Below are 26,477 nucleotides of genomic sequence, written 5' to 3' on the forward strand. Positions count from 1 at the left end.
CGCAAGCCCCGGAAGCACACCCTCCGAGCCCGGTCGGCTACTCCGCGTCCGGACCGTAGATCTCGACCCTGTCCGAAACCCGACGTACATGAATACAGTCGCCGGGGCACTCCTTCGCCGAGTCCACCACGTCCCGCAGCAGCGGCAGCGGCACCCGCGTGGTCGCCCCCGGGTCCTGCAACAGCTCGTCCTCCGGGCTCTTCACATACGCCAGGCCGTCGATGTCCAGCTCGAACACGTCCGGGGCGTACTGCGCGCAGATCCCGTCCCCGGTGCAGAGGTCCTGGTCGATCCAGACCTCCAGGTCCTCGGCTGCGCCATCGGACGGGGCCTCGTGCTGCACGGTCATATCTCCTGCCGTTTCCTGCGTCGGACCGGATCTGCCCCGACCCGCCGTGAAGCAAGTCGCGCCAGCCCTGACGGGTGTTGAACGCTTTGACCTTACAACCGGCGGCTTTCCGATGTTGATGGGTGGGTATTCCCCTGGCGTGGGGGAGAGCGCAAGGGTGAAGATCGGACACACCCCTACCGTCTTTCTGATCTAGGGGTTTCAATCACCACCCACCCAGGTAGGGTCAGAAAGCGTCCAGCTCCCCTTGGAGGAGGTGAGGACCGTGGCAGCCCACGACGACGACATCAACCGCGGCATCCGGCCCGGGCGGGGGTCCGAAGACCCCGCCGGTCAGGTCGCCTACCTGGAGCAGGAGATCGCCGTCCTGCGCCGCAAGCTCGCCGACTCTCCGCGCCATACGAGGATCCTCGAAGAGCGCATCGTCGAGCTCCAGACCAACCTGGCAGGCGTGTCCGCACAGAACGAACGACTCGCGAACACACTCCGTGAGGCCCGCGACCAGATCGTGGCCCTCAAGGAGGAGGTCGACCGGCTCGCACAGCCCCCGGCCGGCTTCGGTGTCTTCCTGCAAGCCAACGACGACGGCACCTGCGACATCTTCACCGGCGGCCGCAAGCTCCGGGTCAACGTCAGCCCGGGCGTCCCGCTCGGTGAACTCAGCCGCGGCCAGGAAGTCATGCTCAACGAGGCCCTGAACGTGGTCGAGGCCATGGCCTTCGAGCGCGCCGGGGACATCGTCACCCTCAAGGAGATCCTGGAGGACGGCGAGCGCGCCCTGGTCGTCGGCCACACCGACGAGGAGCGGGTCGTCCGCCTCGCCGAGCCCCTGCTGGACATCACCATCAGGCCCGGCGACGCCCTGCTGCTCGAACCCCGCTCCGGCTACGTCTACGAGGTCGTGCCCAAGAGCGAGGTCGAGGAGCTGGTCCTCGAAGAGGTCCCCGACGTCGACTACGAGAAGATCGGCGGGCTCGGCGACCAGATCGAGCTGATCCGCGACGCCGTCGAGCTGCCCTACCTCCACCCCGACCTCTTCAAGGAACACGAGCTGCGGCCCCCGAAGGGCATCCTGCTCTACGGCCCGCCCGGCTGCGGCAAGACACTGATCGCCAAGGCCGTCGCCAACTCGCTCGCCAAGAAGGTCGCCGAGGTCACCGGCCAGCCCGCCGGCAAGAGCTACTTCCTCAACATCAAGGGCCCCGAGCTGCTCAACAAGTACGTGGGCGAGACCGAGCGGCACATCCGCCTGGTCTTCCAGCGGGCCCGGGAGAAGGCCAGCGAGGGCACCCCCGTCATCGTCTTCTTCGACGAGATGGAATCGCTCTTCCGCACCCGTGGCTCCGGTGTCAGCTCGGACGTGGAGAACACCATCGTCCCCCAGCTGCTCGCCGAGATCGACGGGGTCGAGGGCCTGGAGAACGTCATCGTCATCGGCGCCTCCAACCGCGAGGACATGATCGACCCGGCGATCCTCCGCCCCGGCCGTCTCGATGTGAAGATCAAGATCGAGCGCCCGGACGCCGAGGCCGCACGGGACATCTTCGCCAAGTACCTCACCGCGACGCTCCCGCTCCACGGGGACGACCTCGCCGAGCACAATGGATCCAAGGAAGCCGCCGCGCACGCGATGATCCAGTCGGTCGTCGAGCAGATGTACGCGGAAACCGAGGAGAACCGCTTCCTGGAGGTCACCTACGCCAATGGTGACAAGGAAGTCCTCTACTTCAAGGACTTCAACTCCGGCGCGATGATCCAGAACATTGTCGACCGGGCGAAGAAAATGGCCATCAAGGCATTCCTCGACCACGATCAGAAGGGCATTCGCGTCTCCCATCTCCTCCAGGCCTGCGTGGACGAGTTCAAGGAGAACGAGGACCTGCCCAACACCACCAACCCGGACGACTGGGCCCGTATCTCCGGAAAGAAGGGCGAGCGGATCGTGTTCATCCGTACCCTCGTCACCGGAAAGCAGGGCGCGGACACCGGCCGCTCCATCGACACCGTCGCCAACACCGGACAGTACCTGTGACACCCACCGGCTGCGGGTGCCCCGGGCCGGGGCACCCGCAGCCGGTGTCTTTCCCGCCACCGGCCCCACCGCTCCACCGGAGGGCACGGGCCACGGCGCGGCAAGGACCGAAACGATCTCCCCAGCAGCACGGAGCCGTTCTAGGTTCTTTCTTTCGGATCAGGCTGGATGAGTGAGCGGGGTCTGGTGCCGTGGATCGCAAGGCGGAGGATTGAGCCACTGCGGAGCATTGGTGATTGACGACAACGCGGCGAGGCGCGGTGCCAGGGCACGCGAGCCCAGCAAGATCCGGAAGAGAGGGCCTAGGCTCTTCGGTACCGCCGGGTCGCGCACCGCGGGGACGGGCACCGCAGGCGCACCGGAGCACCAGCGGTACTTGAGCGCCGCCCCCGGACGGGAGCGGCGCAGGGCAAGGAGGGCCGCATGACCGTACGGCGAGTAATGGGAATCGAGACGGAGTACGGCATCTCCGTCCCCGGGCACCCCAACGCCAATGCCATGCTCACCTCGTCCCAGATCGTCAACGCCTACGCGGCGGCGATGCACCGGGCGCGGCGGGCCCGCTGGGACTTCGAGGAGGAGAATCCGCTGCGGGACGCCCGCGGCTTCGACCTCGCCCGCGAGGCGGCCGACTCCAGCCAGCTCACCGATGAGGACATCGGCCTCGCCAATGTGATCCTCACCAACGGGGCCAGGCTCTACGTCGACCACGCGCACCCCGAGTACAGCTCCCCCGAGATCACCAACCCCCGGGACGCCGTCCTGTGGGACAAGGCCGGCGAGCGGATCATGGCCGAGGCCGCCGAGCGGGCGGCCCAGCTGCCCGGCGCCCAGCCCATCCACCTCTACAAGAACAACACCGACAACAAGGGCGCCTCCTACGGCACGCACGAGAACTACCTGATGAAGCGGGAGACGCCGTTCTCGGACATCGTGCGGCATCTGACGCCCTTCTTCGTCTCCCGCCAGGTCGTCACGGGCGCCGGCCGGGTCGGCATCGGGCAGGACGGCCACGAGCACGGCTTCCAGATCAGTCAGCGGGCGGACTACTTCGAGGTCGAGGTGGGTCTGGAGACCACCCTCAAGCGCCCCATCATCAACACCCGGGACGAGCCCCACGCCGACGCCGAGAAGTACCGCCGGCTCCATGTGATCATCGGTGACGCGAACCTCTCCGAGATCTCGACCTATCTGAAGCTGGGCACCACGGCCCTGGTGCTCTCCATGATCGAGGACGGTTTCATCGCGGTGGACCTCGCGGTCGACCAGCCCGTCCGCACTCTCCACCACGTCTCCCACGATCCGGACCTGCGCCATCTGGTCACGCTGCGCAGCGGCCGGACGCTCACCGCCGTCCAGCTCCAGATGGAGTACTACGAGCTGGCCCGCAAGTACGTCGAGGAGCGCTTCGGCGCCGACGCGGACGAGCAGACCAAGGATGTGCTCAGCCGCTGGGAGGACACCCTCAACCGGCTGGAGCGCGACCCCATGAGCCTCGCCGGCGAGCTGGACTGGGTCGCGAAGAAGGAGCTGATGGAGGGCTACCGCCGGCGGGACGGCCTGGACTGGGACGCGGCCCGGCTCCACCTGGTGGATCTCCAGTACGCCGATGTGCGCCCGGAGAAGGGCCTCTACAACCGGCTGGTGGCCCGGGGCAGGATGAAGCGGCTGCTGGACGAGGAGGCGGTCACCCGGGCCCGTAGCCAGCCCCCCGAGGACACCCGGGCCTACTTCCGGGGCCGCTGCCTGGAGCAGTACGCGGACGATGTGGCCGCGGCCTCCTGGGACTCGGTGATCTTCGATCTCCCGGGCCGTGACTCCCTCCAGCGGGTCCCGACCCTGGAACCGCTGAGGGGCACGCGCGCCCACGTCAAAGAGCTGCTCGACCGGTGCCGGACCGCGGAGGATCTGGTCCGGGTCCTTTCGGGGGGCTAAAAGGCCCCGATTCGGGAATCATCTCCGGGAATCAGCACAATGGTCTCCGGGCGTTGAGGAAAGTGCGGGGCCGATGTCGGACCGGGCTTGTAGGGTCTGATCTTGACAGGAAAGAACTCACGTCAGGGCAAACCGAGCGGGGTGAGGGACATGGCGACCAAGGACACCGGCGGCGGACAGCAGAAGGCCACGCGTTCCACGGAGGAGGTCGAGGAGCAGGCGCAGGACGCGCAGGTTTCGGAAGACCTCAAGGAGCGCCAGGAAAAGCTGTCGGACGACGTCGAATCGGTACTGGATGAAATCGACGACGTGCTCGAAGAGAATGCCGAGGACTTCGTGCGGTCATTTGTCCAGAAAGGTGGACAGTAGGGCGCTGTGCCCGCTTTGGGGGGTCGTGCTCGGCCGGACGGCCACTCCGGCGCGGGCGCGTTCCGGAGCGCGGGCGCCGCACGGCGGACGGGGCCCCGGGGCGCCCGTCCGGCCGTCCCCGCCAGCCATGTGGATCACCGCCACCGGACGGGTAAGGTCCGTGGCGTACTGTGCTTCGATCGCGATGCGGCCCGCGGCGAGCCGGGAGACGACCCCGGCTCCGCGGGCCGGACCGCCGCCTACTCGGAAGGAAACCCGTGGAAGCCAACACTCGTGGCACCGGGCGTCTGCCAGCTGCCTTCCTGACGCCCGGCTCCTCCTCCTTCATGGATTTCCTGGGGGACCAGGCGCCGGAGCTGCTGCCAGGACGGCGTACGCTCCCGCAGGTCCAGGGGGCCTTCGAGGCACCGCACGGGACGACGATCGTCGCGGCGACGTATCCCGGGGGAGTGGTGCTCGCCGGTGACCGGCGGGCGACGATGGGGAACATGATCGCCCAGCGCGACATGGAGAAGGTCTTCCCGGCCGACGAATACTCGGCCGTGGGGATCGCGGGCACCGCCGGCCTGGCCGTGGAGATGGTGAAGCTGTTCCAGCTGGAGCTGGAGCACTTCGAGAAGGTGGAGGGCGCGCAGCTCTCCCTGGAGGGCAAGGCCAACCGGCTCTCGGCCATGATCCGGGGCAATCTCGGGATGGCCATGCAGGGCCTCGCCGTGGTCCCGCTCTTCGCGGGGTACGACGTGGACCGGGGCAAGGGCCGCATCTTCTCGTACGACGTGACCGGCGGGCGCTCCGAGGAGAAGGGCTTCGCGGCCACCGGGTCGGGTTCGGTCTTCGCCCGGGGCTCCCTGAAGAAGCTCTACCGCAACGATCTGACGGAGGAGCAGGCGACCACGCTCGTGGTGCAGGCGCTCTACGACGCGGCGGACGACGACTCGGCGACCGGCGGCCCGGACGTGGCCCGGCGGATCTTCCCGATCGTCGCGGTCATCGACGAGAGCGGTGCGCGCAGGCTCACGGAGGATGAGTCCGCGCGGATCGCCCGCTCGATCGTGGAGCAGCGGCTGGAACTGCCCGACGGCCCGCGTGCCGCGCTGCTCTGAGACCTGCGCGAGCCTTGAGTGCGGAGGGTTTCTCCGCTTGTTTCCAGCCATTGACAGAAAGGGACGGATAGCCGGTGACGACGCCGTTCTATGTTTCGCCCGCACAGGCCATGCAGGACCGGGCGGAATACGCTCGGAAGGGCATCGCCCGTGGTCGCAGCCTGGTGGTGCTGCAATACGCCGACGGCATTGTCTTTGTCGGTGAGAACCCGTCCCGCGCGCTGCACAAGTTCAGCGAGATCTACGACCGGATCGGTTTCGCCGCGGCCGGGAAGTACAACGAGTACGAGAATCTGCGGATCGGCGGTGTGCGCTACGCGGATCTGCGGGGGTACACCTACGACCGGGACGACGTGACCGCGCGGGGTCTGGCGAATGTGTACGCGCAGACGCTGGGCACGATCTTCTCCAGTGCGGCGGAGAAGCCGTACGAGGTGGAGCTGGTGGTCGCGGAGGTCGGGGCCACCCCGGAGGGCGACCAGATCTACCGGCTGCCGCACGACGGGTCGATCGTCGACGAGCACGGCTCGGTGGCGGTCGGCGGGAACGCGGAGCAGATCAGCGCGTTCCTGGACCAGCGGCACCGGGACGGGATGACGCTCGCGGAGGCGCTGAAGCTGGCGGTCCAGGCCCTGTCGAACCAGGCCAACGGCGCGGACCGGGAGATCCCGGCGGACCGTCTGGAGGTGGCGGTGCTGGACCGTACGCGTCCGCAGCAGCGGAAGTTCAAGCGGATCGTGGGCGGGCAGCTGAGCCGCCTGCTGGCGGCGTCCGAGGAGGCGTCGTCGGCCGGGGAGCCGGCGGACGCCGAGCCGGACGGGGAGTCCGGGGACAGCGAGGCGTAAGCACGACCGAGTGCCCCGGGTGGGCTCCCGAATCGGGAGCCCACCCGGGGCACCGCTGTGTCCGGATGCGGCCGTCAGGGGGCCGGGGCGGTGGAGGCGCGGAGCACGAGTTCCACCGGGAGGTCGCCGGTCGGGGGCTCCCGGCCGTCCAGGGTGGCGAGCAGGGCCCGCATGCCGCGTTCGCCGACCTGTTCGGCGGGGAGGGCGACCGTGGTGAGTTCGGGTTCGACGGCGGTGGCGAGGGCGAGGTCGTCGAAGCCGGTGACGGAGAGATCCTCGGGGACGCGGAGCCCGAGCCGGCGGGCTGCCTTGCAGGCTCCGGCGGCCAGGACGTCGCCGTCGCAGACGACGGCGGTGGGCCGGGGGCCGCCGGCGGTGAGGCCCTTCTCGGTGGCGTGCCGGGCGGCGGTGACGTCGAAGGGGGCGTGGACGGTGCGCACGGTGGCGCCGGGGACGGTGCCGAGTGCGGCGCGCAGGGCGTGGCGGCGCTGGTGGAAGGTCCAGGAGTCGACGTCGGACGCCAGGTGGAGGATGTTCCGGTGGCCGAGGCCGGTGAGGTGGTGGACGATCTGCCGGACGCCGTCGGCGATGTCGAGGTTGACGTGGGCGGCGGCGGGGTCGGCGGGGTCGCTGTCCAGCATGACGAGCGGCAGTCCCGAGTCGCGCAGGGCGCTGAGCGCCGAGGTGGCCATCGATGAGGCTATGACGCCGTCGAGGGCGGCGCCGGCGGAGGCGAAGGGGTCCTTCGCGGGGCCGGTGACGTCGGGGGCGGGGTAGATGACGACGCCGAAGCCGTGGCGGTCGGCGACGGCGGTGGCGCCGGCCCAGACCCGGGCGAAGAATTCGTTGGTGAGGGCGGGGATCACCAGGAGCGCGGTGCGGGTGCGGCCGGAGCGGAGGCTGCGGGCGGCGAGGTTGGGCCGGTAGCCGAGGGTGCGGGCGGCCTCGCGGACGGACTCGGCGGTGCGTTCGGAGACGCGGCCGCGCCATTTCGCGCCGAGGACGAGGGAGACGGTCGCCTGGGAGACCCCGGCGGCGCGGGCGACATCGCGGCTGGTGGGCCGGTGGGCCCCGGGGGCGCGCGCGGTGTCGTCGGCCGGGGCCGCGCCCGTTGCCCGGGGGGTGCCGCCGTCGCCGTCCCGGTCGTCGGTGAGCCGTCGGGGCCCCTGTGTCATGTGTGCGGTCTCTCTGCTCGGTGGTGGACCCGCGGACTGAGGTCATGGTACGTATGACCCGGCCTAGTTATACGTAACACCCCGGTGGGCCGGGGAGAGGGAGGGGCCGGGAGATGGGGACAGGGGCAGGGACGGGGACGTCCGGGGCCGAGGGCGTGGAGACGGCGGCCGGGCCCGCGGGCCGCACCGGCTATGCCGGGTACGCGGACATCCTGCGGGCGCCGCACGCCGCGCGGCTGATCACCGGGACGCTGGTGGGGCGGCTGCCGCACGCCACGGGACCGCTGGCGATCGTCCTGTTCACCCGGGCCGAGGGCGGCGGCTACAGCCTGGCGGGCGGTCTCGCGGCGGTCTTCGGCATCGCGACGGCGGTCGGCCAGCCGCTGCTGGGGCGCGCCGTGGACCTGCACGGTCAGCCCCGGGTGCAGCTGCCCGCCGCCGTGCTCTCGGCGCTGGCGATGGTGGTGCTGGCGGTGGCCGGCGTGGACTCGCTGCCGGTGGCGTACGCGGCGGTCGCGGTGGCGGGCCTGTTCACACCGCCGCTGGAGGGCGGTCTGCGGGCGCTGTGGCCGACCGTGCTGGTGCGCCAGGACCGGGTGCACCGGGCGTACGCGCTGGACGCGGTGGCGCAGGAGGTGATGTACACGGTGGGCCCGCTGCTGGTGACGCTCCTCGTCTCCTGGTGGTCGGCGGGCGCGGCGCTGCTGGTGATCAACGCGATCGGGGTGGTGGGAGCGCTCGCGGTGGTCACGTCCGGGCCGTCGCGGACCTGGCGGTCGGCGCCGCGCCAGGCGCACTGGCTGGGGGCGCTGCGCTCGGGCGGGCTGCTGGCGCTGCTGGGGTCGTTCTTCTTCGTGGGGCTGGCGCTGGGGTCGATCACGGTCGCCGGGGTGGCGTACGCGGACGACCTGGGCCGCGAGGCGGTGTACGGGTGGCTGCTGGCGGGCCTGGGCCTCGGTGCCCTGGTGGGCGGTGTGGCGTACGGGGCGAAGGAGTGGGACGGTCCGCCGGAGCGGCGTCTGGAGGTGCTGGTGGCGCTGCTGGCGGTGGGGTATCTGCCGTTGACGCTGACGCCGGGGCCGGTGTGGATGCTGGTGCTGTCGGTGGTCGCGGGTCTCTCCCTGGCGCCGGCGCTGGCGTGCGGGTTCGTGGTGGTGGACCGGCACGCCCCCGAGGGCACGGTCACGGAGGCGTTCTCGTGGCTGGTGACGACGTTCGGCGTGGGCGCGGCGGCGGGTACGGCGGTGGCGGGCCCGGTGGTGGAGCGGGCGCCCACGTCCTGGGGGTTCGCGGTGGCCGGCGCGGCCGGTGTGGCGGCGCTGGTGGTGCTCCTGGTGACCCGGGGAGTGGTCGCGGGCACGGGCCGCGGCGCGCTCCCGGCGGCCCCGGTGGGACCCGGGGGCGGACCGGTCAGCGGAAAATGATCGTAATGCGGCTGCCGAACCCGGTTTCAGCACCGGTTCCGAGGCGTAATGTTCAGACATGGACCGCCGCATTTTCGGGCTGGAGAACGAGTACGGCGTCACGTGTACGTTCAGGGGACAGCGTCGGCTGTCGCCTGATGAGGTGGCGCGCTACCTCTTCCGCCGAGTCGTGTCATGGGGCCGGAGCAGCAATGTGTTCCTCCGCAACGGCGCCCGTCTGTATCTCGATGTGGGGTCGCATCCGGAATATGCAACACCGGAATGTGACGATGTGACCGAGCTGGTCACGCATGACAAGGCCGGTGAGCGGATTCTTGAGGGTCTGCTCGTCGACGCCGAGCGCAGGCTGCACGAGGAGGGGATCGCGGGAGACGTCTATCTCTTCAAGAACAACACCGATTCGGCGGGGAACTCGTACGGCTGCCACGAGAACTATCTCGTGGCGCGGCACGGGGAGTTCTCCCGGCTTGCGGACATCCTGATCCCGTTCCTGGTGACACGGCAGCTGCTGTGCGGGGCGGGGAAGGTGCTCCAGACCCCGCGGGGCGCGGTGTACTGCGTCAGCCAGCGCGCGGAGCACATCTGGGAGGGCGTCAGTTCGGCGACGACCCGGTCGCGTCCGATCATCAACACCCGGGACGAGCCGCACGCGGACGCGGAGCGCTACCGGCGCCTCCATGTCATCGTCGGCGACTCGAACATGTCCGAGACGACCATGCTGCTGAAGGTCGGCGCGACCGATCTGGTGCTGCGCATGATCGAGGCGGGCACGGTGATGCGGGATCTGACGCTGGAGAATCCGATCCGGGCGATCCGTGAGGTCAGCCATGACATCACGGGCCAGCGCAAGGTGCGGCTGGCGAGCGGCCGGGAGGCGTCGGCGCTGGAGGTGCAGCGCGAGTACTTCGACAAGGCCGTGGACTTCGCGGAGCGCCGGGGCATCCGCACCGGCACGGTGGAGCGGGTGCTGGAGCTGTGGGGCCGGACCCTGGACGCGATCGAGTCGCAGGAGCTGGACCGGATCGGCACGGAGATCGACTGGGTCATGAAGTACCAGCTGATCGAGCGGTACCGCGCCAAGCACAACATGACGATGTCGCACCCCCGGGTGGCGCAGATAGATCTCGCGTACCACGACATCCACCGCCGGCGGGGGCTGTACTACCTGCTGGAGCGGAAGGGGCAGGCGGCCCGGATCTGCGACGACCTCAAGATCTTCGAGGGGAAGTCGGTGCCGCCGCAGACCACCCGGGCGCGGCTGCGGGGCGACTTCATCCGCCGGGCGCAGGAGCAGCGGCGCGACTTCACGGTCGACTGGGTGCATCTGAAGCTGAACGACCAGGCCCAGCGGACGGTTCTGTGCAAGGACCCGTTCCGTTCGGTCGACGACCGGGTGGAGAAGCTGATCGCCGGTATGTAGTCCGGTACGCGGTGGTCACAGGGGTACGGATCCCCGGCGTCCGAGCATCTGTCCGGGCGCCGGGGATCCGTACGTACCCCCGGGTGGGAACGGACCACGGGCCCCGTGCGTTTCTCGTGCGGGGCCCACCTCACGTCCTAGAGTGTCGGGGACCCCATTCTTGACGTCTGAGATCTGAGGACCACGTGCGCCGAATCGCCGGCCTTCTTCTCGTCCCCGCGCTGTTGCTGTCGACGGCGGCATGCGGTACCGACGAGGACAAGGGCTCCGACTCCAACCCGTCCACCAAGAGCGCCGCGTCGCAGGGCGGTCTGCCCGCGATCACCGCCGGTGCCGCCTTCGGCGAGAAGCCGACGCTGGCGAAGGGGGTGGGGGCTCCGCCCAAGGAGCTGAAGATCGAGGTGATCTCCGAGGGCAAGGGCGAGGTCCTCAAGAAGGGCGACCAGGCCAAGGTGCACTACCTGGGCCAGGTCTGGGACGGGACGAAGCCGTTCGACAACAGCTTCGACCGGAAGCAGCCGTTCGATGTGACGATCGGTGGCCAGGGCGTCATCGAGGGCTGGCAGAAGGCGCTCGACGGCCAGAAGGCCGGCAGCCGCCTGGAGGTGTCGATCCCGCCGAACCTGGCCTACGGGGACCAGGAGCAGCCGGGCATCAAGGCCAACTCGACGCTGGTGTTCGTGATGGACATCGTCTCCAGCAAGACCATCCCGGTCTCCGCCAAGGGCACCGAGGTGGCACAGGACGACAGCGCCCTGCCGAAGGTCGGGACCAACACGGACGGCAAGGCCCCGTCGGTGACGATCCCGAAGTCGGAGCCGCCGAAGAAGCTGGTCGACCAGTACGTCCTGGAGGGCTCGGGACCGGTGCTGACCGACAAGGACAGCGTCGTCGTCCGCTACCAGGCGTACATGTGGAAGGACGGCAAGCAGTTCGACAGCACGTACCGGACGCAGGCCCCGCCGCCGGTCTGGCCGCTGGAGCAGGTGACGGTGAAGGGGCTGAAGGACGGCCTCATCGGCAAGAAGGTCGGCAGCCGCGTCCTCCTCGTGCTCCCGCCGGACCAGGGCTTCGGGACCAAGGAGCAGAACGGCATCCCGAAGAACTCGACGCTGGTCTTCGTGGTGGACCTGCTGACGAAGTCCTGACCAGGCCCTGACCGGTTTGTCGCGGACCCGGCCCCTCGGGCGCGGTGCGGGGCGGCCGGGTCCGCGCCGAGGTGGCAGACTGTCCCGGTTGCCCGTACAGACATTTGAGGAGCATGTTCGTGAGCATCGAGAAGCCCGAGATCGACTTCCCCGAGGGTCAGCCGCCGGCCGACCTGGAGATCAAGGACATCTGGGAGGGCGACGGCGCCGAGGCCCAGGCCGGCCAGGTGGTCACGGTCCACTACGTCGGAGTCTCCTTCTCCACCGGTGAGGAGTTCGACGCCTCCTGGAACCGCGGCGAGCCCTTCCGCTTCCCGCTGGGCGGCGGCCGGGTCATCGCCGGCTGGGACCAGGGCGTCGTGGGCATGAAGGTCGGCGGCCGGCGTCAGCTGACCATCCCGGCGCACCTGGGCTACGGCGACCGCGGCGCGGGTGCCGCGATCAAGCCGGGCGAGACGCTGATCTTTGTGGTCGACCTGCTCGCCGTCTGATCCCACCGCGGCCCGCCGCCCCGGACCGTGCCCCCGCGGCGCGGCTCCGCGCCGTGCGGCACCGCCCGTGAGGCCCGTGCTCCCCCGGAGCACGGGCCTCGCTTTGGTCCGGGGCCACGGGGGCGGTACGGTCGTGCGGGGCGGAAGCGGTTCGATCAGAAGAGGTGCGGGGCGTCGATGGCCATTGCCAAGGCCGAGCGGCTGATGAATCTGGCGCTGTGCCTGCTGGGGACCCGGCGGCCGCTGAGCAAGCGGGAGCTGCGCGGGTCCATCGAGGCCTATCTGGAAGCGGCCTCCGACGACGCCTTCAACCGGATGTTCGAGCGGGACAAGGACGATCTACGCGAACTGGGCCTCGTGATCGAGACCGTCGAGAACCTCGACGGCGAGGTGGGCTATCTGGCCCGCCGGGACAGCAACCGGCTGCCGCCGATCACCCTGGACGCCGAGGAAGCCGCCGCGCTGGGGCTGGCCGCCCGCGTCTGGCAGCAGGCCCGGCTCGCCGGAGCGGCCAGCGGGGCGCTCCAGAAGCTGCGCGCGGCGGGAATGCCGGAGGCGGAGGACGCCTTCGACGACCGGCCCAGCGCCCTGGAGACCCGTATCCCGGTCCACGAGGCCGCGTTCGAGCCGCTGATGCTGGCCTGCCGCGACCGCCGGCCCGTGATCTTCGACTACCGCAAGTCCACCGCCGCCCGCCCCGAGGAGCGCCAGGTCGAGCCCTGGACCCTGGAGTGCTGGCGCGGCCACTGGTATCTCGCGGGCTGGGACCGGACCCGGGGCGCCGAGCGCGTCTTCCGGCTCTCCCGGATCACCGGCCGGGTGCGCTCCCGGGCCGGGGCGTTCACCGCTCCCGTGCCCGATGTCTCCACCGTCCGCGAGACCGTGGAGAGCTGGGCCGGCGAGACGGCGACCCGGACCGCGCGGATCCGGCTGCGCGCGAAGGCGGGCTATCCGCTGCGCGCCCGGGCCACCTCCGTGCGGGAGCTGGACGGCGGCTGGGACGAGCTGGAGATCCCGTACGGGCACGGGCTGGACGCCTGGCTGGTCGAGTTCGGGCCCGATGTGGTCGTGGTGGAGCCCGCTGATCTGCGGGCCGACGTGCGGGACCGGCTGCGTGCCGTGGCCGAGGGCTGAGGGGGAGGACGGGCATGGCCGCCAACGCCATTGACCAGACCCGGCGGATGCTGTCGCTGGTGACCTATCTGAGGGAACGGCCCGGCGCCCGCGTCGGCGACGTCGCCCGCGCCTTCGGGATCTCCGAGGACGAGCTGATCTCGGACCTCGATGTGCTGCCGATGTGCGGCACCAGCTTCCGGGGCGGCGATCTGCTGGACATCGACACCGACGGCGACCGGATCTGGTGGCACAACCCCGACGACGTGGCCGAGCCCCTGCGGCTGGCCGCCGACGAGGCGACGGCGCTCCTGGTGGCGGCGCGCGCGGTGGCGACCCTGCCGGGGCTGCGCGAGGGCGACCGGGAGGCCCTGCTGCGGGCGACGGCGAAGCTGGAGACGGCCGCCGGCGAAGCGGCCGGCGCGTCCGCGCGTCTTTCGGTCACCTTCGAGTCCGAGGGCGGCGTCTTCGCCGACGTGGACCGGGCCATCTCCGAGCGCCGGCGGCTCTGGCTGCGCTACTACTCGCCCGCGCGCGACGAGCTGACCGAGCGCGAGGTGGACCCGATCCGGCTGTTCGCGGTCGGCCACACCTACCTGGAGGGGTGGTGCCGGCTCACCGAGGCGCGCCGCACCTTCCGGCTGGACCGGGTGGCCGAGATCCGGCTGCTGGACGCGCCCGCCGCGGCGCCCGAGATCGAGCTGCGGGACCTCTCCGAGGGACTGGTGCAGCCGTCGGCGGACGATCCCGAGGTGATCGTCGAGGTGGGGCCCGGCGGCCGGTGGGTGGCGGAGTACTACCCGCACGACCGCGCCGACGAACTGCCCGGCGGCGGCCTGCGCATCACCCTGCGGACCCCGTCCCCGGCGTCACTGCGCCGGCTGGCGCTGCGGCTGGGCCGGGACGGGCGGATCACCGCCCCGGTGGAGCTGGCCGAGAGCGCGCGCCGGGCCGCCCGGGAGGCGCTGGCGGCCTATGACGAGACGACGGAGGCGCCCGGGGACGGCGCCGCCGGCGGTGGACAGTCCCCGGAGGCCTAAGTGATATGTCGCTGATGTCGGACATCACCGCTGCTGCTGCCGCACCCGGAGGCGGCGTGCTCTTCCGGGCCGCCTGTCCCGACTGCCGGGCCAGGATCGAACTGTCCGCCGAGGCCCTGCGGCTCGCGATCGGCGGCAGCCGCCGCACCACCTTCTACTCCTTCACCTGCCCGGAGTGCGGCACCCCGGTGCGCAAGCCGGCGGGGGAGCGGATCGTGGAACTGCTCACCGGCGGCGGCGTCCGCACCCTCCGGCTCACCGTTTAGGCCCTCTCTTCCGGATCTTGCTGGGGCTCGCGTGCCCTGGCACCGCACTCCCCCTGGGCCTTGCGGCCCGGGAGGTACCCCCACGCCGCGTTGTCGTCAATCGCCGATGGCCCCCTGGGCCTGGCGGCCCGGGAGGTACCCCCACCGCAGGGACTCATTCCTCCGCCTTGCGATGCACGGCACCAGACCCCGCTCCCTCACCCAGCCTGATCCGAAAGAAAGGACCTAGGCTCGTGACCATGTTCTGGCCCATGCTCGCCGTCGCCCTCGGCTTCCTCGGTATCGCCGTCCTCGGCGTCCTCGGTGTCCGGGTCTTCCTGGAGGCCCGCCGGCTGGGGCAGGAGGTCGCCAGGACCGCCGAGCGGATCGACCGCGCCGCCGGGGACCTGGAGCGGGCGGCCGCCGGGCTGGCGCGCGGCGCGGACACCCTGCGCCGCGACTGACCCGCCGACCTCGTTCCGCCGACCCCGACCCGTCGGGGCGCCGCCTCCGGAAGTTCACCTTCCGGTGCATCGGAGCACAGAGATTCGGCCGAGATCCCCCCATGGTGGCCGGAAATCGCAAGGGAGTCGTACCGGAGGCAACCCGAGGCCCGTCACGGCACGTCTGCCCAGGTGGCGGGGTACTCCGTCGCAAGGTGGAGTATGCATGGGCATTGCCCGGTGTTTACTCACCCGGGTTACGATCGCTGACAGCACGATGGCCGGACGCCCGTCCGGCCGCATGCCAGCCCCACCCCCAGCCGCCTCGGTGAGAAGGTACACACTTATGTTCGGTGGACGGATCGGCGCTCCTGAGATCATTCTGATCCTCGTCGTCATCATCCTGCTGTTCGGCGCGAAGAAGCTGCCCGACATGGCCCGTTCGCTGGGCAAGTCGGCCCGCATCCTCAAGAGCGAGGCCAAGGCCATGAAGTCGGACGGTCAGCAGCAGCAGACCACCCCGGCCGACCCGCCGACCCCCGGCCAGGACGCCCAGCAGCCCGCCCCGCGCACCATCAAGGCCGCACCGGGCGATGTCAGCCACGCCCGTCCGGTGACCGAGCCGACGGACTCCACCCAGCGCTAGAGCCGCCCCGAGACCCGCTCCCCGCGAGAGGGCCTGCCACACGAGATGAGGACGTGGGTTGCTCAAGTCTGCCCGCAAGAAGGAGAAGGACCCCGAGGGGCGGATGCCCCTGGTCGAGCACCTGCGTGAACTGCGCAACAGGCTCGCCAAGGGGCTGCTCGGCATCGTCGTCGTCACCGTCGTCGCCGCCTTCTTCTACAACGACATCATCAACCTCTTCACCAAGCCCGTCCTGGAGTCGGTGGGCTGTGAGGACTCCTTCTCGGAGCTGGCGAAGAAGCCCGACGGCGCCGCCTGCGCGCAGATCACGATCAACGGTCTGCTGACCCCGTTCACGCTGGCGCTGAAGGTCTCCCTGATGGCGGGTGTCGTCCTCGCGTCCCCGGTCTGGCTCTACCAGCTCTGGGCGTTCCTCGCGCCCGGTCTGCACCGCAGCGAGAAGAAGTACGCGCTCTGGTTCGTCGCCGCCGGCTTCCCGCTCTTCCTCGGCGGCGGCTGGTTCGCCTACCAGGTGCTGCCGACCACGGCTGAGGTACTGATCGAGTTCACGCCCATGGACGTGGACAACCTGCTCCCGCTCGACGAGCTGCTCGACCTCGTGACGCGCATGGTCGTCGTCTTCGGCCTCGCCTTCGAGCTGCCCCTGCTGCTGGTCATGCTGAACATCGGCGGAGTGATCACCGGGCGCCGGATGCTCGGCTGGTGGCGCGGGATGATCATGGGCATCACCGTCTTCTCGGCGGTGGCCACCCCCAGCACCGAGCCGATCACGATGCTGCTGCTCGCCACCCCCATCGTGCTCCTGTACTTCGTCGCCACCGGCTTCTCGCTCTTCAACGACCGGCGCCGGGCCCGCCGCGAGGCCCTGGAGCCCGACGCGGACGAGGCCTCCGAGCTGGACCTCACCCCCGAGGACGTCGGCGACGTCGAGACCGTCTCCGCCCGCCGTGCCCTGCCCGCGCAGTCCACCGGGGAGTCCGACGGCTCCCGCGCCCACCGCCGGAGCGGCTACGACGACATCACCTGAACCTGATACCGCCGGCCCACGCCCCGCCGTGCAGTAACGTCACGCGGATGACCAGCGAGATCACTCTCTTCGTCAACCCGGCCGCCGGACGAGGCCGGGGCGCGCACGCCGCCCAGCCCGCCGCCAGGGAGCTGCGCGCGGCCGGATTCTCCGTCCGCACCGTCATCGGCGAGGACGCCCCCGACGCCCTGAGCCGGGCCAGGGACGCCCTCGCCCGCGGCACCGGGGCCCTGATAGCCGTCGGCGGCGACGGACTCGTCTCCCTGGCGCTCCAGGCGGTCGCCGGCACCCCCACCCCGCTCGGGGTCGTCGCCGTCGGCACCGGCAACGACTTCGCCCGCTCCCTGGGGCTCCCCGTGCGCGACCCCGCCCGCGCAGGACGGCTCGCCGCCGCCGCGCTCAAGGAGGGACCGGCCCCCGCGATCGACCTCGGCCGGGCGGGGGAGCGCTGGTTCGGCACCATCCTCGCCTCCGGCTTCGACTCCCGGGTCACCGACCGCGGCAACCGGATGCGGCTGCCCGGCGGCCGCTTCCGCTACGACCTGGCGATGCTCGCCGAACTCGCCGCGCTGCACCCCATCCCGTACCGGATCTCCCTGGACGACGGACCGGTCCGGGAGGTCGAGGCCACCCTCGTCGCCGTCGGCAACGGACCGCTGTACGGGGGCGGGATGCGGATGTGCGCCGGGGCGCGGATGGACGACGGACTCCTCGACGTCACCGTGGTCGCGCGATGCGACCGCAGAACGCTCCTGAGGGTCTTCCCCCGCGTCTACCGGGGCACCCATCTCGACCACCCCGCGGTCACCACCCACCAGGTCCGCTCGATCACCCTGGAAGCACGGCGGACCACCGGATACGCCGACGGGGAACCCCTCGGACGGCTGCCGCTGACCGCCCGCTGCGTACCGGAGGCCGTACGGGTGCTGGGCGCCGTACTGCCGTAGCGCGCCGGGCCTCCGACCTGGGGGGAATTATCCCCGCGCTGACTGTCGTACCTCTTGGGTAGGCTCGACAGCAAGATGACCGAGGATCTCTCCCCAGCCGGGCGCTACGCCGCCGCTCGCAGACGCGCCGCCGAGGAGGCCACCGCGCTGGCCCCCTTCCGCGAGATGTACGACTTCGACCTGGACCCGTTCCAGATCTCCGCCTGCCAGGCCCTGGAGGCGGGCAAGGGCGTGCTCGTCGCCGCCCCCACCGGCTCCGGCAAGACCATCGTCGGCGAGTTCGCCGTCCACCTCGCCCTGGCCCAGGGCCGCAAGTGCTTCTACACCACCCCCATCAAGGCCCTCTCCAACCAGAAGTACGCCGACCTCGCCAAGCGGTACGGGGCGGACAAGGTCGGCCTGCTCACCGGCGACAACAGCGTCAACTCCGAGGCACCCGTGGTCGTCATGACCACCGAGGTCCTGCGGAACATGCTGTACGCGGGCTCCCAGTCGCTGCTGGGCCTCGGCTATGTGGTGATGGACGAGGTCCACTACCTCTCCGACCGCTTCCGGGGCGCGGTCTGGGAGGAAGTGATCATCCATCTGCCCGAGTCCGTGACGCTGGTGTCGCTCTCCGCGACCGTCTCCAACGCCGAGGAGTTCGGCGACTGGCTGGACACCGTGCGCGGCGACACCGAGGTGATCGTCTCCGAGGACCGGCCCGTGCCGCTCTGGCAGCATGTGATGGCCGGGCGCCGGATGTACGACCTCTTCGAGGAGGAGAGCGACCACGGCGGGCGCGGCACCGGCCGCCGCGAGGTCAACCCCGACCTCGTCCGGCTGGCCCGGATGGAGAACCAGCGCACGTACAACCCCCGCGACCGCCGCCGGGGCAAGATGGTCCGCGAGGCCGACCGGGAGCGCGAGCGCCGCAGCCGGGGCCGGATCTGGACCCCGGGCCGCCCCGAGGTCATCGAGCGGCTGGACGCCGAGGGGCTGCTGCCCGCCATCACCTTCATCTTCAGCCGGGCCGGCTGCGAGGCCGCCGTGCAGCAGTGCCTCTACGCCGGGCTGCGGCTCAACGACGACGCCGCCCGGGCCCGGGTCCGGCAGATCGTCGAGGAGCGCACCGGCGCCATCCCCACCGAGGATCTCCATGTCCTCGGCTACTACGAGTGGCTGGAGGGCCTGGAGCGGGGCATCGCCGCCCACCACGCGGGCATGCTGCCGACCTTCAAGGAGGTCGTCGAGGAGCTGTTCGTCAAGGGCCTGGTCAAGGCCGTCTTCGCCACCGAGACCCTGGCCCTCGGCATCAACATGCCGGCGCGTTCGGTGGTCCTGGAGAAGCTGGTCAAGTGGAACGGGGAGCAGCACGCCGACATCACCCCCGGTGAGTACACCCAGCTCACCGGCCGGGCCGGGCGGCGCGGCATCGACGTCGAGGGCCACGCGGTCGTCCTCTGGCAGCGGGCCATGGACCCGGCGGCCCTGGCGGGCCTCGCCGGCACCCGCACCTATCCGCTGCGCTCCAGCTTCCGTCCCTCGTACAACATGGCCGTCAATCTGGTGCACCAGTTCGGGCGGCACCGTTCGCGCGAGCTGCTGGAGACCTCGTTCGCGCAGTTCCAGGCCGACCGGTCGGTCGTCGGCATCTCCCGCCAGGTCCAGAAGAACGAGGCCGGTCTGGAGGGCTACCGCGAGGGCATGACCTGCCACCTCGGGGACTTCGAGGAGTACGCGCGGCTGCGCCGCGAGCTGAAGGACCGGGAGTCGGAGCTGGCCAAGCAGGGCGCGGCACAGCGCCGGGCGGCCGCCGCCGACTCGCTGGAGCGGCTGAAGCCCGGCGATGTCATCCATGTTCCGACGGGCAAGTTCGCCGGTCTCGCGCTGGTCCTGGACCCGGGCCTGCCGGCCGGGCGGACGGGCGGCCACCGGGGCTTCGAGTACCACGACGGCCCCCGGCCGCTGGTGCTGACGGCCGAGCGGCAGGTCAAGCGGCTGGCGTCGATCGACTTCCCGGTGCCGGTGGAGGCGCTGGACCGGATGCGGATCCCGAAGTCGTTCAATCCGCGCTCCCCGCAGTCCCGGCGGGACCTGGCGTCCGCGCTGCGCACCAAGGCCGGGCACATCGTGCCCGAGCGGCACCGCAAGGAGCGGGCCGCAGCCGCCGACGACCGGGAGATCGGCCGGCTGCGCGCGGAGCTGCGGGCCCACCCCTGCCACGGCTGCGACGAGCGCGAGGACCACGCCCGCTGGGCCGAGCGGTACCACCGGCTCCAGCGGGACACCCACCAGCTGGAGCGGCGGATCGAGGGCCGCACCAACACCATCGCCCGCACCTTCGACCGGATCGTGGCGCTCCTGACGGAGCTGGACTATCTGCGCGAGGACGAGGTCACCGAGCACGGCCGGCGGCTGGCGCGGCTCTACGGCGAGCTGGACCTGCTGGCCAGCGAGTGTCTGCGGGACGGCGTCTGGGAGGGGCTGAGCCCGGCGGAGCTGGCGGCCTGTGCCTCCGCGCTGGTGTACGAGGCGCGGCAGGCGGACGACGCGGTGCCGCCGAAGGTGCCCGGCGGCGCGGCGAAGCAGGCACTCGGCGAGATGGTGCGCATCTGGGGCCGGCTGGACGCCCTGGAGGAGGACTTCCGGATCAACCAGACGGAGGGCGTGGGCCAGCGCGAGCCGGATCTCGGCTTCGCCTGGGCTGCGTACCAGTGGGCCTCCGACAAGAGCCTGGACGAGGTGCTGCGGGAGGCGGAGATGCCGGCGGGTGACTTCGTCCGCTGGTCGAAGCAGGTGATCGACGTCCTGGGGCAGATCGCGGCGGCGGCCCCCGCCCAGGGCGGCTCCACGGTGGCGCGCAACGCCCGCCGCGCGGTGGACGCCCTGCTGAGGGGCGTGGTGGCGTACAGCTCCGTGGGCTGATCGCCCGGTGGCCGGCCGGCTGCCCCGGTACCGGACTCCCGGTGCCGGGGCAGTCGGCTGTACGCCGTGAGTGGCGGTACGGGGGGCTCAGTCCAGGCCGCGGGCGCGGGCGAAGCGGGCGCGGCCCTCGGCCGGGTCGATCAGGGGGTCCGGGTAGTCCAGGCGGGAGCGGCGGTCCGCGTCGATGCTCTCCGGCCGGTGGATCTCCGCCGCGCCCAGCTCCGCCAGCTCCGGCACCCAGCGGCGTACGTACTCGCCCCGGGGGTCGAACCTCCGGGCCTGGGCGAGGGGGTTGAGGATCCGGTTGGGGCGGGTGTCCGTGCCGGTGCCGGCCACCCACTGCCAGTTGAGCTGGTTGTTGGCGAGGTCCCCGTCGACCAGCAGGTCCAGGAAGTGGCGGGCCCCGACGCGCCAGTCCACGTACAGCGTCTTGGTCAGATAGCTCGCCGTCAGCAGCCGGGCCCGGTTGTGCATCCAGCCCTCGTGCGCGAGCTGCCGCATGCCCGCGTCGACGACCGGGCAGCCGGTGCGGCCCTCCTTCCAGGCGGCGATCTCCTTCTCGTCGTCGCGCCAGCGGTCGCCGCGCGGGCGGTAGTCGGCGTGGGCCGCGTCCGGCCGGGCGGCCAGCACCTGGTGGTGGAAGTCCCGCCAGGCGAGCTGCCGGACGAAGGCGTCGGCCCCGGGGCCGCCCGCGCGCCGGGCCCGGTGGACGAGTTCGGCGGCGGAGAGGGCGCCGAAGTGCAGATGGGGGGAGAGCCGGGAGGTGGCGTCGCCCGGCAGGTCGTCGTGGCGGTCCTCGTACGCGGACACCCCCCGCGCCAGCCAGGCGCGCAGCCGTGCGCGGCCCTCGTGCTCGCCGCCCCGGGGCAGCGCCGGGGAGAGCCCGGTCACCGCCGCGCGGTCGGGGAGCGGATGGCCGGCCAGCTCGGGCACCCGCAGGGTCCGGGGCGCGGCGGTGACCGGCCGGGTCCCGGTGGCCTCCCAGCGGCGGAAGTACGGGGTGAAGACGGCGAAGTGGTCGCGGTTCGCGGGGGTCACCGCGCCGGGCGGGAGCGCGGTGACCACCCCGTCGTGGACGCGCAGTTCGCAGCGGACCCCGGCGAGTTCGGCGCGGAGCCGGTCCTCCCGGCGGCGGGCGTACGCGCTGACGCCGGCGGCGACATGGACGGACCGGGCCCCGGTCTCGGCGACCACCCGGCGGACCTGTCCTGCGGTCTCCCCGGCGCGGATCACCAGCCGGCCGCCGCGCTGTCGCAGCCCGGTGTCGAGCGAGGCGAGGCAGTCGGCGAGGAAGGCCCGCCGGTTGGGGGCGGCGAAGCCGGACTTCCCTACCCCGGGGTCGAGCACGAAGAGGGGGACCACCTCGTCGGCCTCGCGGACGGCGGCGGCCAGGGCGGGCTGGTCGTGCACCCGCAGATCGGAGGTGAAGAGCATGACGGAGACGGTCATTCGCCGTCCTTCCTCGGGCGGTGCGGGCGGTACGGTGCGGTCCGTCACCGGGGCCGCCGGGGCCGGTGGGGTGTGCGGTGCGGGTGCGGGTGCGGTCCGCGCCCGCAGATGGTCGCACGCGCGGGGTGGTGGCGGCCGCCGTACCGGGCCCGGTGTCCTCGCCCGTCCGAGTGATGCTGTGGGCCCTCAGACCGTGGAGCGGCGGGCGGACCGGCCCCGCAGGGAGAACCACACCCCGGCCGCCGTGGCGGCGATCAGCGCCGCCAGCGTGCCGAGGGTCGCCCCGTCCGGCTCGGTCAGCGGCTGGCCGCGCAGGGCCTGCCAGGTGGTCAGGGCGACCAGCCCCGCGTACCCCGCCGCCACGGTGATCACCAGCCGTACGCCGACGGTCTCGTCGCGCAGCCGGGGCAGCCGCCCGGCGAGCAGTACCAGCGCGAACGCGAACAGCGGCAGCAGCTGGAGCGCGTGCATGCCCACGAAGTGGGGGATGCGCAGATCGCCGCCGGTGGTGGACCAGTCGGTCAGCGGCATCGAGGGCCCGCCGTCGGGGACGCCGACGCTGTGCCCGCCGACGGTGGTCGGCTCCTCGCCCCTGGCGGCGGCCTCGTCCTGCTCCGCCGTGGGCAGGGTCATCAGGAACCCGAGCGCGGCGCCGCCGAGCGCGATCAGGGAGCCGAGCCGCAGGGCCCAGGCCCCGGCCCGGTCGGTGAGCGGGGAGCGCAGCAGCAGGACCGCGACGACCAGGGACGCCACCCACAGGACGACGATGGTGTTGCCCATCAGCGACCAGATGGTCTCATCGAAGGGGGTCTCCTGGTTGAAGTGGCTGCGCCTGCCCCGGACGACCTGGATGAGGAGCAGCACCATCTCCACGACGACGGCGGCGGCGACGGCCGTCCCGGCCCACCAGCCCGTGCGCCGGGCCCGGGAGGAGAGGGAGAGCATCCACGCCAGCGAGAGCGTGTAGAGGGCGAAGGAGACGGAGAACTTCAGCGGCTTGAGCCAGACGGGCGCGTTGGTGACGGTGCGTTCGTCCACGATCAGGCCGACCACGCAGAACACGGCGATGGCGGCGGTCAGAGCGGCGGTGGCGAGCAGGGGCCGGTGCCAGTGGAGCCAGTCGGCGAGCGCGTGGCCGACGGTGGGGCGGGGGGTGGCGCGGTGGGCCGCCGGGCCGGGGGAGCCGGCGGCCCCGGCCGGATCCCCGTTCGGGTCGAGTGTCCCGGCCGGCCCCGGTATCGGACCGCTGTCGCCGGATCTGGACATGCTGGTGGAACGGTCGGACATGCGCCTACCCCCTGATTTATGGATAGTGGAGATGTCCACTATCTGTGGGCGCCACTATCTATGATGGGGACGGAGAGAGCAAGCACGGAGAGGTGGCAGGCGCGTTGCGCATCGGCGAGTTGAGCCGCAGGACCGGGGTGCCGGTGCCGACGATCAAGTACTACCTGCGGGAGGGCCTGCTCCAGGCCGGTCAGCTGACCAGCCCCAACCAGGCGGACTACGGCGAGACGCACGAGCACCGGCTCCGGCTGATCCGGGCCCTGGTGGACGTGGGCGGTCTACGGGTCGCCGCCGTCGCGGACGTGCTCGCCGCCGTGGACGACCCGGATCTGTCGGTGTACAAGGTGCTCGGCGTGGGGACGGACCTGCTCGTGCCCCAGTACGCGGAGGGCGAGCGGGACGAGGTGCTCGCGGCGGCGCGCAAGCGGGTCGGGGAGTTGATAGAGCGGCGCGGCTGGCACGTCGGGCACGACTGTCCGGCCCGGGAGTCGCTGGCCGCCGCGCTCGCGGCGCTGGAGCGGCTGGGGCGGGGGGACTTCGCCGATGTCCTCGACGTCTACGCGGAGGCCGCGGACGGGATGGCGCTGGCGGATCTCGACTACGTGACCGTCGACAGGGACCGTGACGGCGTGGTGGAGCGGGCGATCATCGGTACGGCGGTCGGGGCCTCGATGATCACCTCACTGCGGCATCTCGCGCACGTCAACCGGTCGGCCCAGCTGTTCGGGCACCCCACCGGCCACGGGGGCGGGGGAGACGGCGATGCCGGTGCCGGTGCCGATGGCGGCGGGGGCGGGAACGCGGGCACGGACCCGGGCGCGGGCGATCCGTCCGGCGCCGGCTGAGCGGGCGGGCGGGACGGACGCGGCCACGGCTGGGAGGCGACGACGGCGAGGGGTCGGGCTCGGCCGGGGGACGGTGGCCCGGCGGCGCCCCCGCCCCCGGCCGCCCTCGCCGCAGCGCGACGGCCCGGCCGCCTCGCGGGCGGCCGGGCCGTCGGTAGGAAGAGTCGTGGGGCGGGTCAGGCGGCCTGCTCCTGCTCCCGCTCGACCTGGGCGTGCCACTCGCGCTTGACCGCGCGCCACGCCTCGTCGCTCTGCCCGAGCCGCCAGTAGCCCGAGATCGACAGGGCCTCGCGCGGCACCCCGCGCTCCAGCCGCAGATGGCGGCGCAGCTCCTTCACGAAGCCCGCCTCGCCGTGGACGAAGGCGCACACCGCGCCCTCCGGGAAGTCCAGCGAGGTCACGGCGGCGACCAGGGCCTCGCCGACCGGCCGGCCCGCGCGGTGCAGCCAGCGCACGGCGACCCCGTCCGGGCTGACGATCTTCTGCTCGTCCCCGGCGTCCTCGATCTCGACGAAGGCGTGCACGACGGCCCCCTGGGGCATGGCCTCCAGCGCGGCGGCGATCGCGGGCAGCGCGCTCTCGTCCCCCACGAGCAGATGCCAGTCGGCGGCCGGGTCGGGGCTGTAGGCGCCGCCGGGGCCGAGGATGTGGAGCGAGTCGCCCGCCGACGCGCGGGCGGCCCACGGACCGGCGAGACCCTCGTCGCCGTGGACGACGAAGTCGACGGTCATCTCGCCCCGGACCGCGTCCCAGTTCCGCACGGTGTAGGTGCGGTTCGCGGGCCACTGGTCGCGCGGGTACTCGGCCCGGATCCGCTCGATGTCGAACGGCTCCGGGTAGGTCACCCCGGCCGGCGGGAACAGCAGCTTCACATAGCTGTCCGCCCAGCCCTCCAGGGAGAACTCCGCCAGGCCCGCGCCGCCGAAGACCACCCGCGTCATATGGGGCGTCAGCTGCTCCGTGTGGACCACACGTGCCTCGTAGGACGTCGGTGCCTGACGGGACGGTCGTTCTGCCACGGCGGTCTCCCTGGGCTCAGTAATAATGCTTAGGCAAGCCTAAGTTAACACCCCGTACGCGGGATCTCAGCCCGGAGGCACCGCTTTCCTCATCCGCGCAGGGTCGTCAGGAGCCGCTGGAGCGCACCGCCGAGGCCCCAGCGCGCCGCCAGTGCCTCCAGGGCCGCCGGATCGCGCGGGGTCTGGGGGAGCGCCGGATCGAAGGCGGGCAGCGGCACGTCGGTGGCGACCCGGACCACCTTCGGCGCGACCGCCAGATACTCCCGGGACTCGTCCAGCCGGCGCCGCTGCGCGGGGGTGAGCCGGGACGCCGGGTCGGCCACGGCCGCCATGATGCCGGCCAGGTCCCCGTACGCGTCGAGCAGCTTCGCCGCCGTCTTCTCGCCGACGCCCGGCACCCCCGGCAGGCCGTCGCTCGGGTCGCCCCGCAGCAGCGCGAGATCCGCGTACCCCGGGCCGTCCACGCCGTACTTCTCCCGCAGCCAGGACTCGTCCGTCGTCTGGAGCGTGCCCACGCCCTTCAGCGGATAGAGCACCCTGCGCCCGCGCGCGTCGTCCACCAGCTGGTACAGATCGCGGTCGCCGGTGACGATGTCCACCGGGCCGTCCGCGCGCGCCGTCAGGGTGCCGATCACGTCGTCCGCCTCGTACCCGTCGGCGCCGACCCGGGCGATGCCGAGCGCGTCCAGCACCTCGGCGATCACCGGCACCTGGGGTGCCAGCGTGTCCGGGGTCTCCTCCTCGTCCGGACCGGCCGCCGACTCCTCGGCCACCCGGTGCGCCTTGTACGAGGGGATCAGCTCCACCCGCCAGTGCGGCCGCCAGTCGTTGTCCCAGCAGGCCACCAGATCGTCCGGGTGGTGGTCCCGCACCAGCCGGTCGATGAACTCCAGCAGTCCGCGCACGGCGTTCACCGGGGTGCCGTCCGGGGCCCGGACCGTGTCGGGGACCCCGAAGTAGGCCCGGAAGTAGAGGGAGGCGGTGTCGAGGAGCATCAGGCGTCGCGTCACCCCCCGATCATGCCGCACCCCACCGACAGCCGCCCCGGCCCACCCGGCCCGCTGTGAAGTGGATCACTCTTCCGTTTGGTCCCGGATGTTCGGGGCAGGCGCGGACCCGGAGCCCACCCCGTTGCACGTTCAACGACCGGGGTGTGCGGGCCGGTCCCGCCGGGCTCCACGGACCGTCCGCCGGGGGGTGGCGGTCCGTTCCCATTCC

General features: G+C 71.8%; 24 protein-coding genes and 1 pseudogene. 19 read left to right on the top strand and 6 right to left on the bottom strand.

All coding sequences use genetic code 11. The features are described 5' to 3' along the window. Positions 1-37: 37 nt before the first annotated feature. The gene (locus SYYSPA8_RS18320; protein WP_323448286.1) at positions 38-349 is read right to left on the bottom strand and encodes a ferredoxin; all 312 of its coding nucleotides are present in this window, start codon (positions 347-349) and stop codon (positions 38-40) included. Between the two features lie 265 nt (positions 350-614). On the opposite strand from SYYSPA8_RS18320, the gene arc reads away from it, so the two are divergent. From arc to prcA, 6 genes are all read left to right on the top strand, one after another. Further along, positions 615-2,381 carry a proteasome ATPase gene (arc, locus tag SYYSPA8_RS18325; RefSeq protein WP_323448287.1) on the top strand — a complete coding sequence of 589 codons (1,767 nt, stop codon included), beginning with the start codon at positions 615-617 and terminating at the stop codon, positions 2,379-2,381. A gap of 423 nt (positions 2,382-2,804) precedes the next feature. After that, positions 2,805-4,316, top strand: coding sequence for a depupylase/deamidase Dop (gene dop, locus SYYSPA8_RS18330; protein ID WP_323448288.1), 1,512 nt, complete (start codon positions 2,805-2,807; stop codon positions 4,314-4,316). Between the two features lie 150 nt (positions 4,317-4,466). Then, positions 4,467-4,685, top strand: coding sequence for a ubiquitin-like protein Pup (locus SYYSPA8_RS18335; protein WP_323448289.1), 219 nt, complete (start codon positions 4,467-4,469; stop codon positions 4,683-4,685). A 6-nt stretch (positions 4,686-4,691) separates the two neighbouring features. Continuing rightward, on the top strand, positions 4,692-4,991 hold the full coding sequence (locus tag SYYSPA8_RS18340) for an endonuclease domain-containing protein (RefSeq protein ID WP_323448290.1): 300 nt from the start codon (positions 4,692-4,694) through the stop codon (positions 4,989-4,991). Further along, positions 4,943-5,788: a proteasome subunit beta gene (gene prcB / locus SYYSPA8_RS18345; protein WP_323448291.1), complete on the top strand. Its 846-nt coding sequence runs from the start codon at positions 4,943-4,945 to the stop codon at positions 5,786-5,788. Before SYYSPA8_RS18340 ends, prcB begins: the two co-directional genes overlap by 49 nt. A 74-nt stretch (positions 5,789-5,862) precedes the next feature. Further along, the gene (gene prcA, locus SYYSPA8_RS18350) at positions 5,863-6,633 is read left to right on the top strand and encodes a proteasome subunit alpha (protein ID WP_323448292.1); all 771 of its coding nucleotides are present in this window, start codon (positions 5,863-5,865) and stop codon (positions 6,631-6,633) included. A 74-nt stretch (positions 6,634-6,707) separates the two neighbouring features. Here prcA and SYYSPA8_RS18355 read toward each other — a convergent pair whose 3' ends face one another. Then, a complete protein-coding gene (locus SYYSPA8_RS18355) occupies positions 6,708-7,808 on the bottom strand; it encodes a LacI family DNA-binding transcriptional regulator (RefSeq protein ID WP_323448293.1) in 1,101 nt (366 codons plus the stop codon). A gap of 113 nt (positions 7,809-7,921) precedes the next feature. Between SYYSPA8_RS18355 and SYYSPA8_RS18360 the strand changes: the two are divergent. The 12 genes and pseudogenes from SYYSPA8_RS18360 to SYYSPA8_RS18415 all read left to right on the top strand — a co-directional run bounded on the left by SYYSPA8_RS18360 (position 7,922) and on the right by SYYSPA8_RS18415 (position 20,659). After that, positions 7,922-9,281 (top strand): annotated as a pseudogene (locus SYYSPA8_RS18360) (MFS transporter). 9 nt (positions 9,282-9,290) lie between these two features. Further along, complete coding sequence (gene pafA, locus SYYSPA8_RS18365) at positions 9,291-10,652, top strand: Pup--protein ligase (protein ID WP_323448294.1); 1,362 nt, start codon at positions 9,291-9,293, stop codon at positions 10,650-10,652. Positions 10,653-10,837: 185 nt separating this feature from the next. After that, entirely contained in the window at positions 10,838-11,800 is a 963-nt protein-coding gene (locus SYYSPA8_RS18370; protein ID WP_323448295.1) for an FKBP-type peptidyl-prolyl cis-trans isomerase, read from the top strand. Between the two features lie 119 nt (positions 11,801-11,919). Further along, on the top strand, positions 11,920-12,291 hold the full coding sequence (locus tag SYYSPA8_RS18375; RefSeq protein WP_323448296.1) for an FKBP-type peptidyl-prolyl cis-trans isomerase: 372 nt from the start codon (positions 11,920-11,922) through the stop codon (positions 12,289-12,291). A 177-nt stretch (positions 12,292-12,468) separates the two neighbouring features. After that, entirely contained in the window at positions 12,469-13,425 is a 957-nt protein-coding gene (locus SYYSPA8_RS18380) for a helix-turn-helix transcriptional regulator (protein ID WP_323448297.1), read from the top strand. 14 nt (positions 13,426-13,439) lie between these two features. Next, positions 13,440-14,444: a helix-turn-helix transcriptional regulator gene (locus tag SYYSPA8_RS18385; RefSeq protein WP_323448298.1), complete on the top strand. Its 1,005-nt coding sequence runs from the start codon at positions 13,440-13,442 to the stop codon at positions 14,442-14,444. Positions 14,445-14,449: 5 nt separating this feature from the next. After that, the gene (locus SYYSPA8_RS18390) at positions 14,450-14,710 is read left to right on the top strand and encodes a hypothetical protein (RefSeq protein ID WP_323448299.1); all 261 of its coding nucleotides are present in this window, start codon (positions 14,450-14,452) and stop codon (positions 14,708-14,710) included. Between the two features lie 239 nt (positions 14,711-14,949). Continuing rightward, on the top strand, positions 14,950-15,153 hold the full coding sequence (locus tag SYYSPA8_RS18395) for a hypothetical protein (RefSeq protein WP_323448509.1): 204 nt from the start codon (positions 14,950-14,952) through the stop codon (positions 15,151-15,153). 325 nt (positions 15,154-15,478) lie between these two features. Beyond that, positions 15,479-15,778, top strand: a complete 300-nt coding sequence (tatA, locus tag SYYSPA8_RS18400) for a Sec-independent protein translocase subunit TatA (protein WP_323448300.1) — start codon at positions 15,479-15,481, stop codon at positions 15,776-15,778. Positions 15,779-15,836: 58 nt separating this feature from the next. Further along, a complete protein-coding gene (gene tatC, locus SYYSPA8_RS18405; protein ID WP_323448301.1) occupies positions 15,837-16,805 on the top strand; it encodes a twin-arginine translocase subunit TatC in 969 nt (322 codons plus the stop codon). Positions 16,806-16,852: 47 nt separating this feature from the next. After that, a complete protein-coding gene (locus SYYSPA8_RS18410) occupies positions 16,853-17,752 on the top strand; it encodes a diacylglycerol kinase (protein WP_323448302.1) in 900 nt (299 codons plus the stop codon). Positions 17,753-17,827: 75 nt separating this feature from the next. Further along, on the top strand, positions 17,828-20,659 hold the full coding sequence (locus SYYSPA8_RS18415) for a DEAD/DEAH box helicase (protein ID WP_323448303.1): 2,832 nt from the start codon (positions 17,828-17,830) through the stop codon (positions 20,657-20,659). A gap of 87 nt (positions 20,660-20,746) precedes the next feature. On the opposite strand, the gene SYYSPA8_RS18420 is transcribed toward SYYSPA8_RS18415, so the two are convergent. Next, the gene (locus SYYSPA8_RS18420) at positions 20,747-22,108 is read right to left on the bottom strand and encodes a cryptochrome/photolyase family protein (RefSeq protein WP_323448304.1); all 1,362 of its coding nucleotides are present in this window, start codon (positions 22,106-22,108) and stop codon (positions 20,747-20,749) included. Between the two features lie 186 nt (positions 22,109-22,294). Continuing rightward, positions 22,295-23,395: a hypothetical protein gene (locus tag SYYSPA8_RS18425; RefSeq protein WP_323448305.1), complete on the bottom strand. Its 1,101-nt coding sequence runs from the start codon at positions 23,393-23,395 to the stop codon at positions 22,295-22,297. Between the two features lie 92 nt (positions 23,396-23,487). Here SYYSPA8_RS18425 and SYYSPA8_RS18430 point away from each other — a divergent pair, with 92 nt between their 5' ends. Then, on the top strand, positions 23,488-24,240 hold the full coding sequence (locus SYYSPA8_RS18430; protein WP_323448306.1) for a MerR family transcriptional regulator: 753 nt from the start codon (positions 23,488-23,490) through the stop codon (positions 24,238-24,240). 176 nt (positions 24,241-24,416) lie between these two features. On the opposite strand, the gene SYYSPA8_RS18435 is transcribed toward SYYSPA8_RS18430, so the two are convergent. Both SYYSPA8_RS18435 and SYYSPA8_RS18440 read right to left on the bottom strand, forming a co-directional pair. Next, positions 24,417-25,259 (bottom strand): siderophore-interacting protein, encoded by an 843-nt coding sequence (locus SYYSPA8_RS18435; protein ID WP_323448307.1) that lies wholly within the window; start codon positions 25,257-25,259, stop codon positions 24,417-24,419. Positions 25,260-25,348: 89 nt separating this feature from the next. After that, positions 25,349-26,254, bottom strand: coding sequence for a 5'-3' exonuclease (locus SYYSPA8_RS18440; RefSeq protein WP_323448510.1), 906 nt, complete (start codon positions 26,252-26,254; stop codon positions 25,349-25,351). Between the last annotated feature and the right edge of the window lie 223 nt (positions 26,255-26,477).

Source organism: Streptomyces yaizuensis (assembly GCF_034961445.1).
In the GTDB taxonomy this organism is placed as follows: domain Bacteria; phylum Actinomycetota; class Actinomycetes; order Streptomycetales; family Streptomycetaceae; genus Streptomyces; species Streptomyces yaizuensis.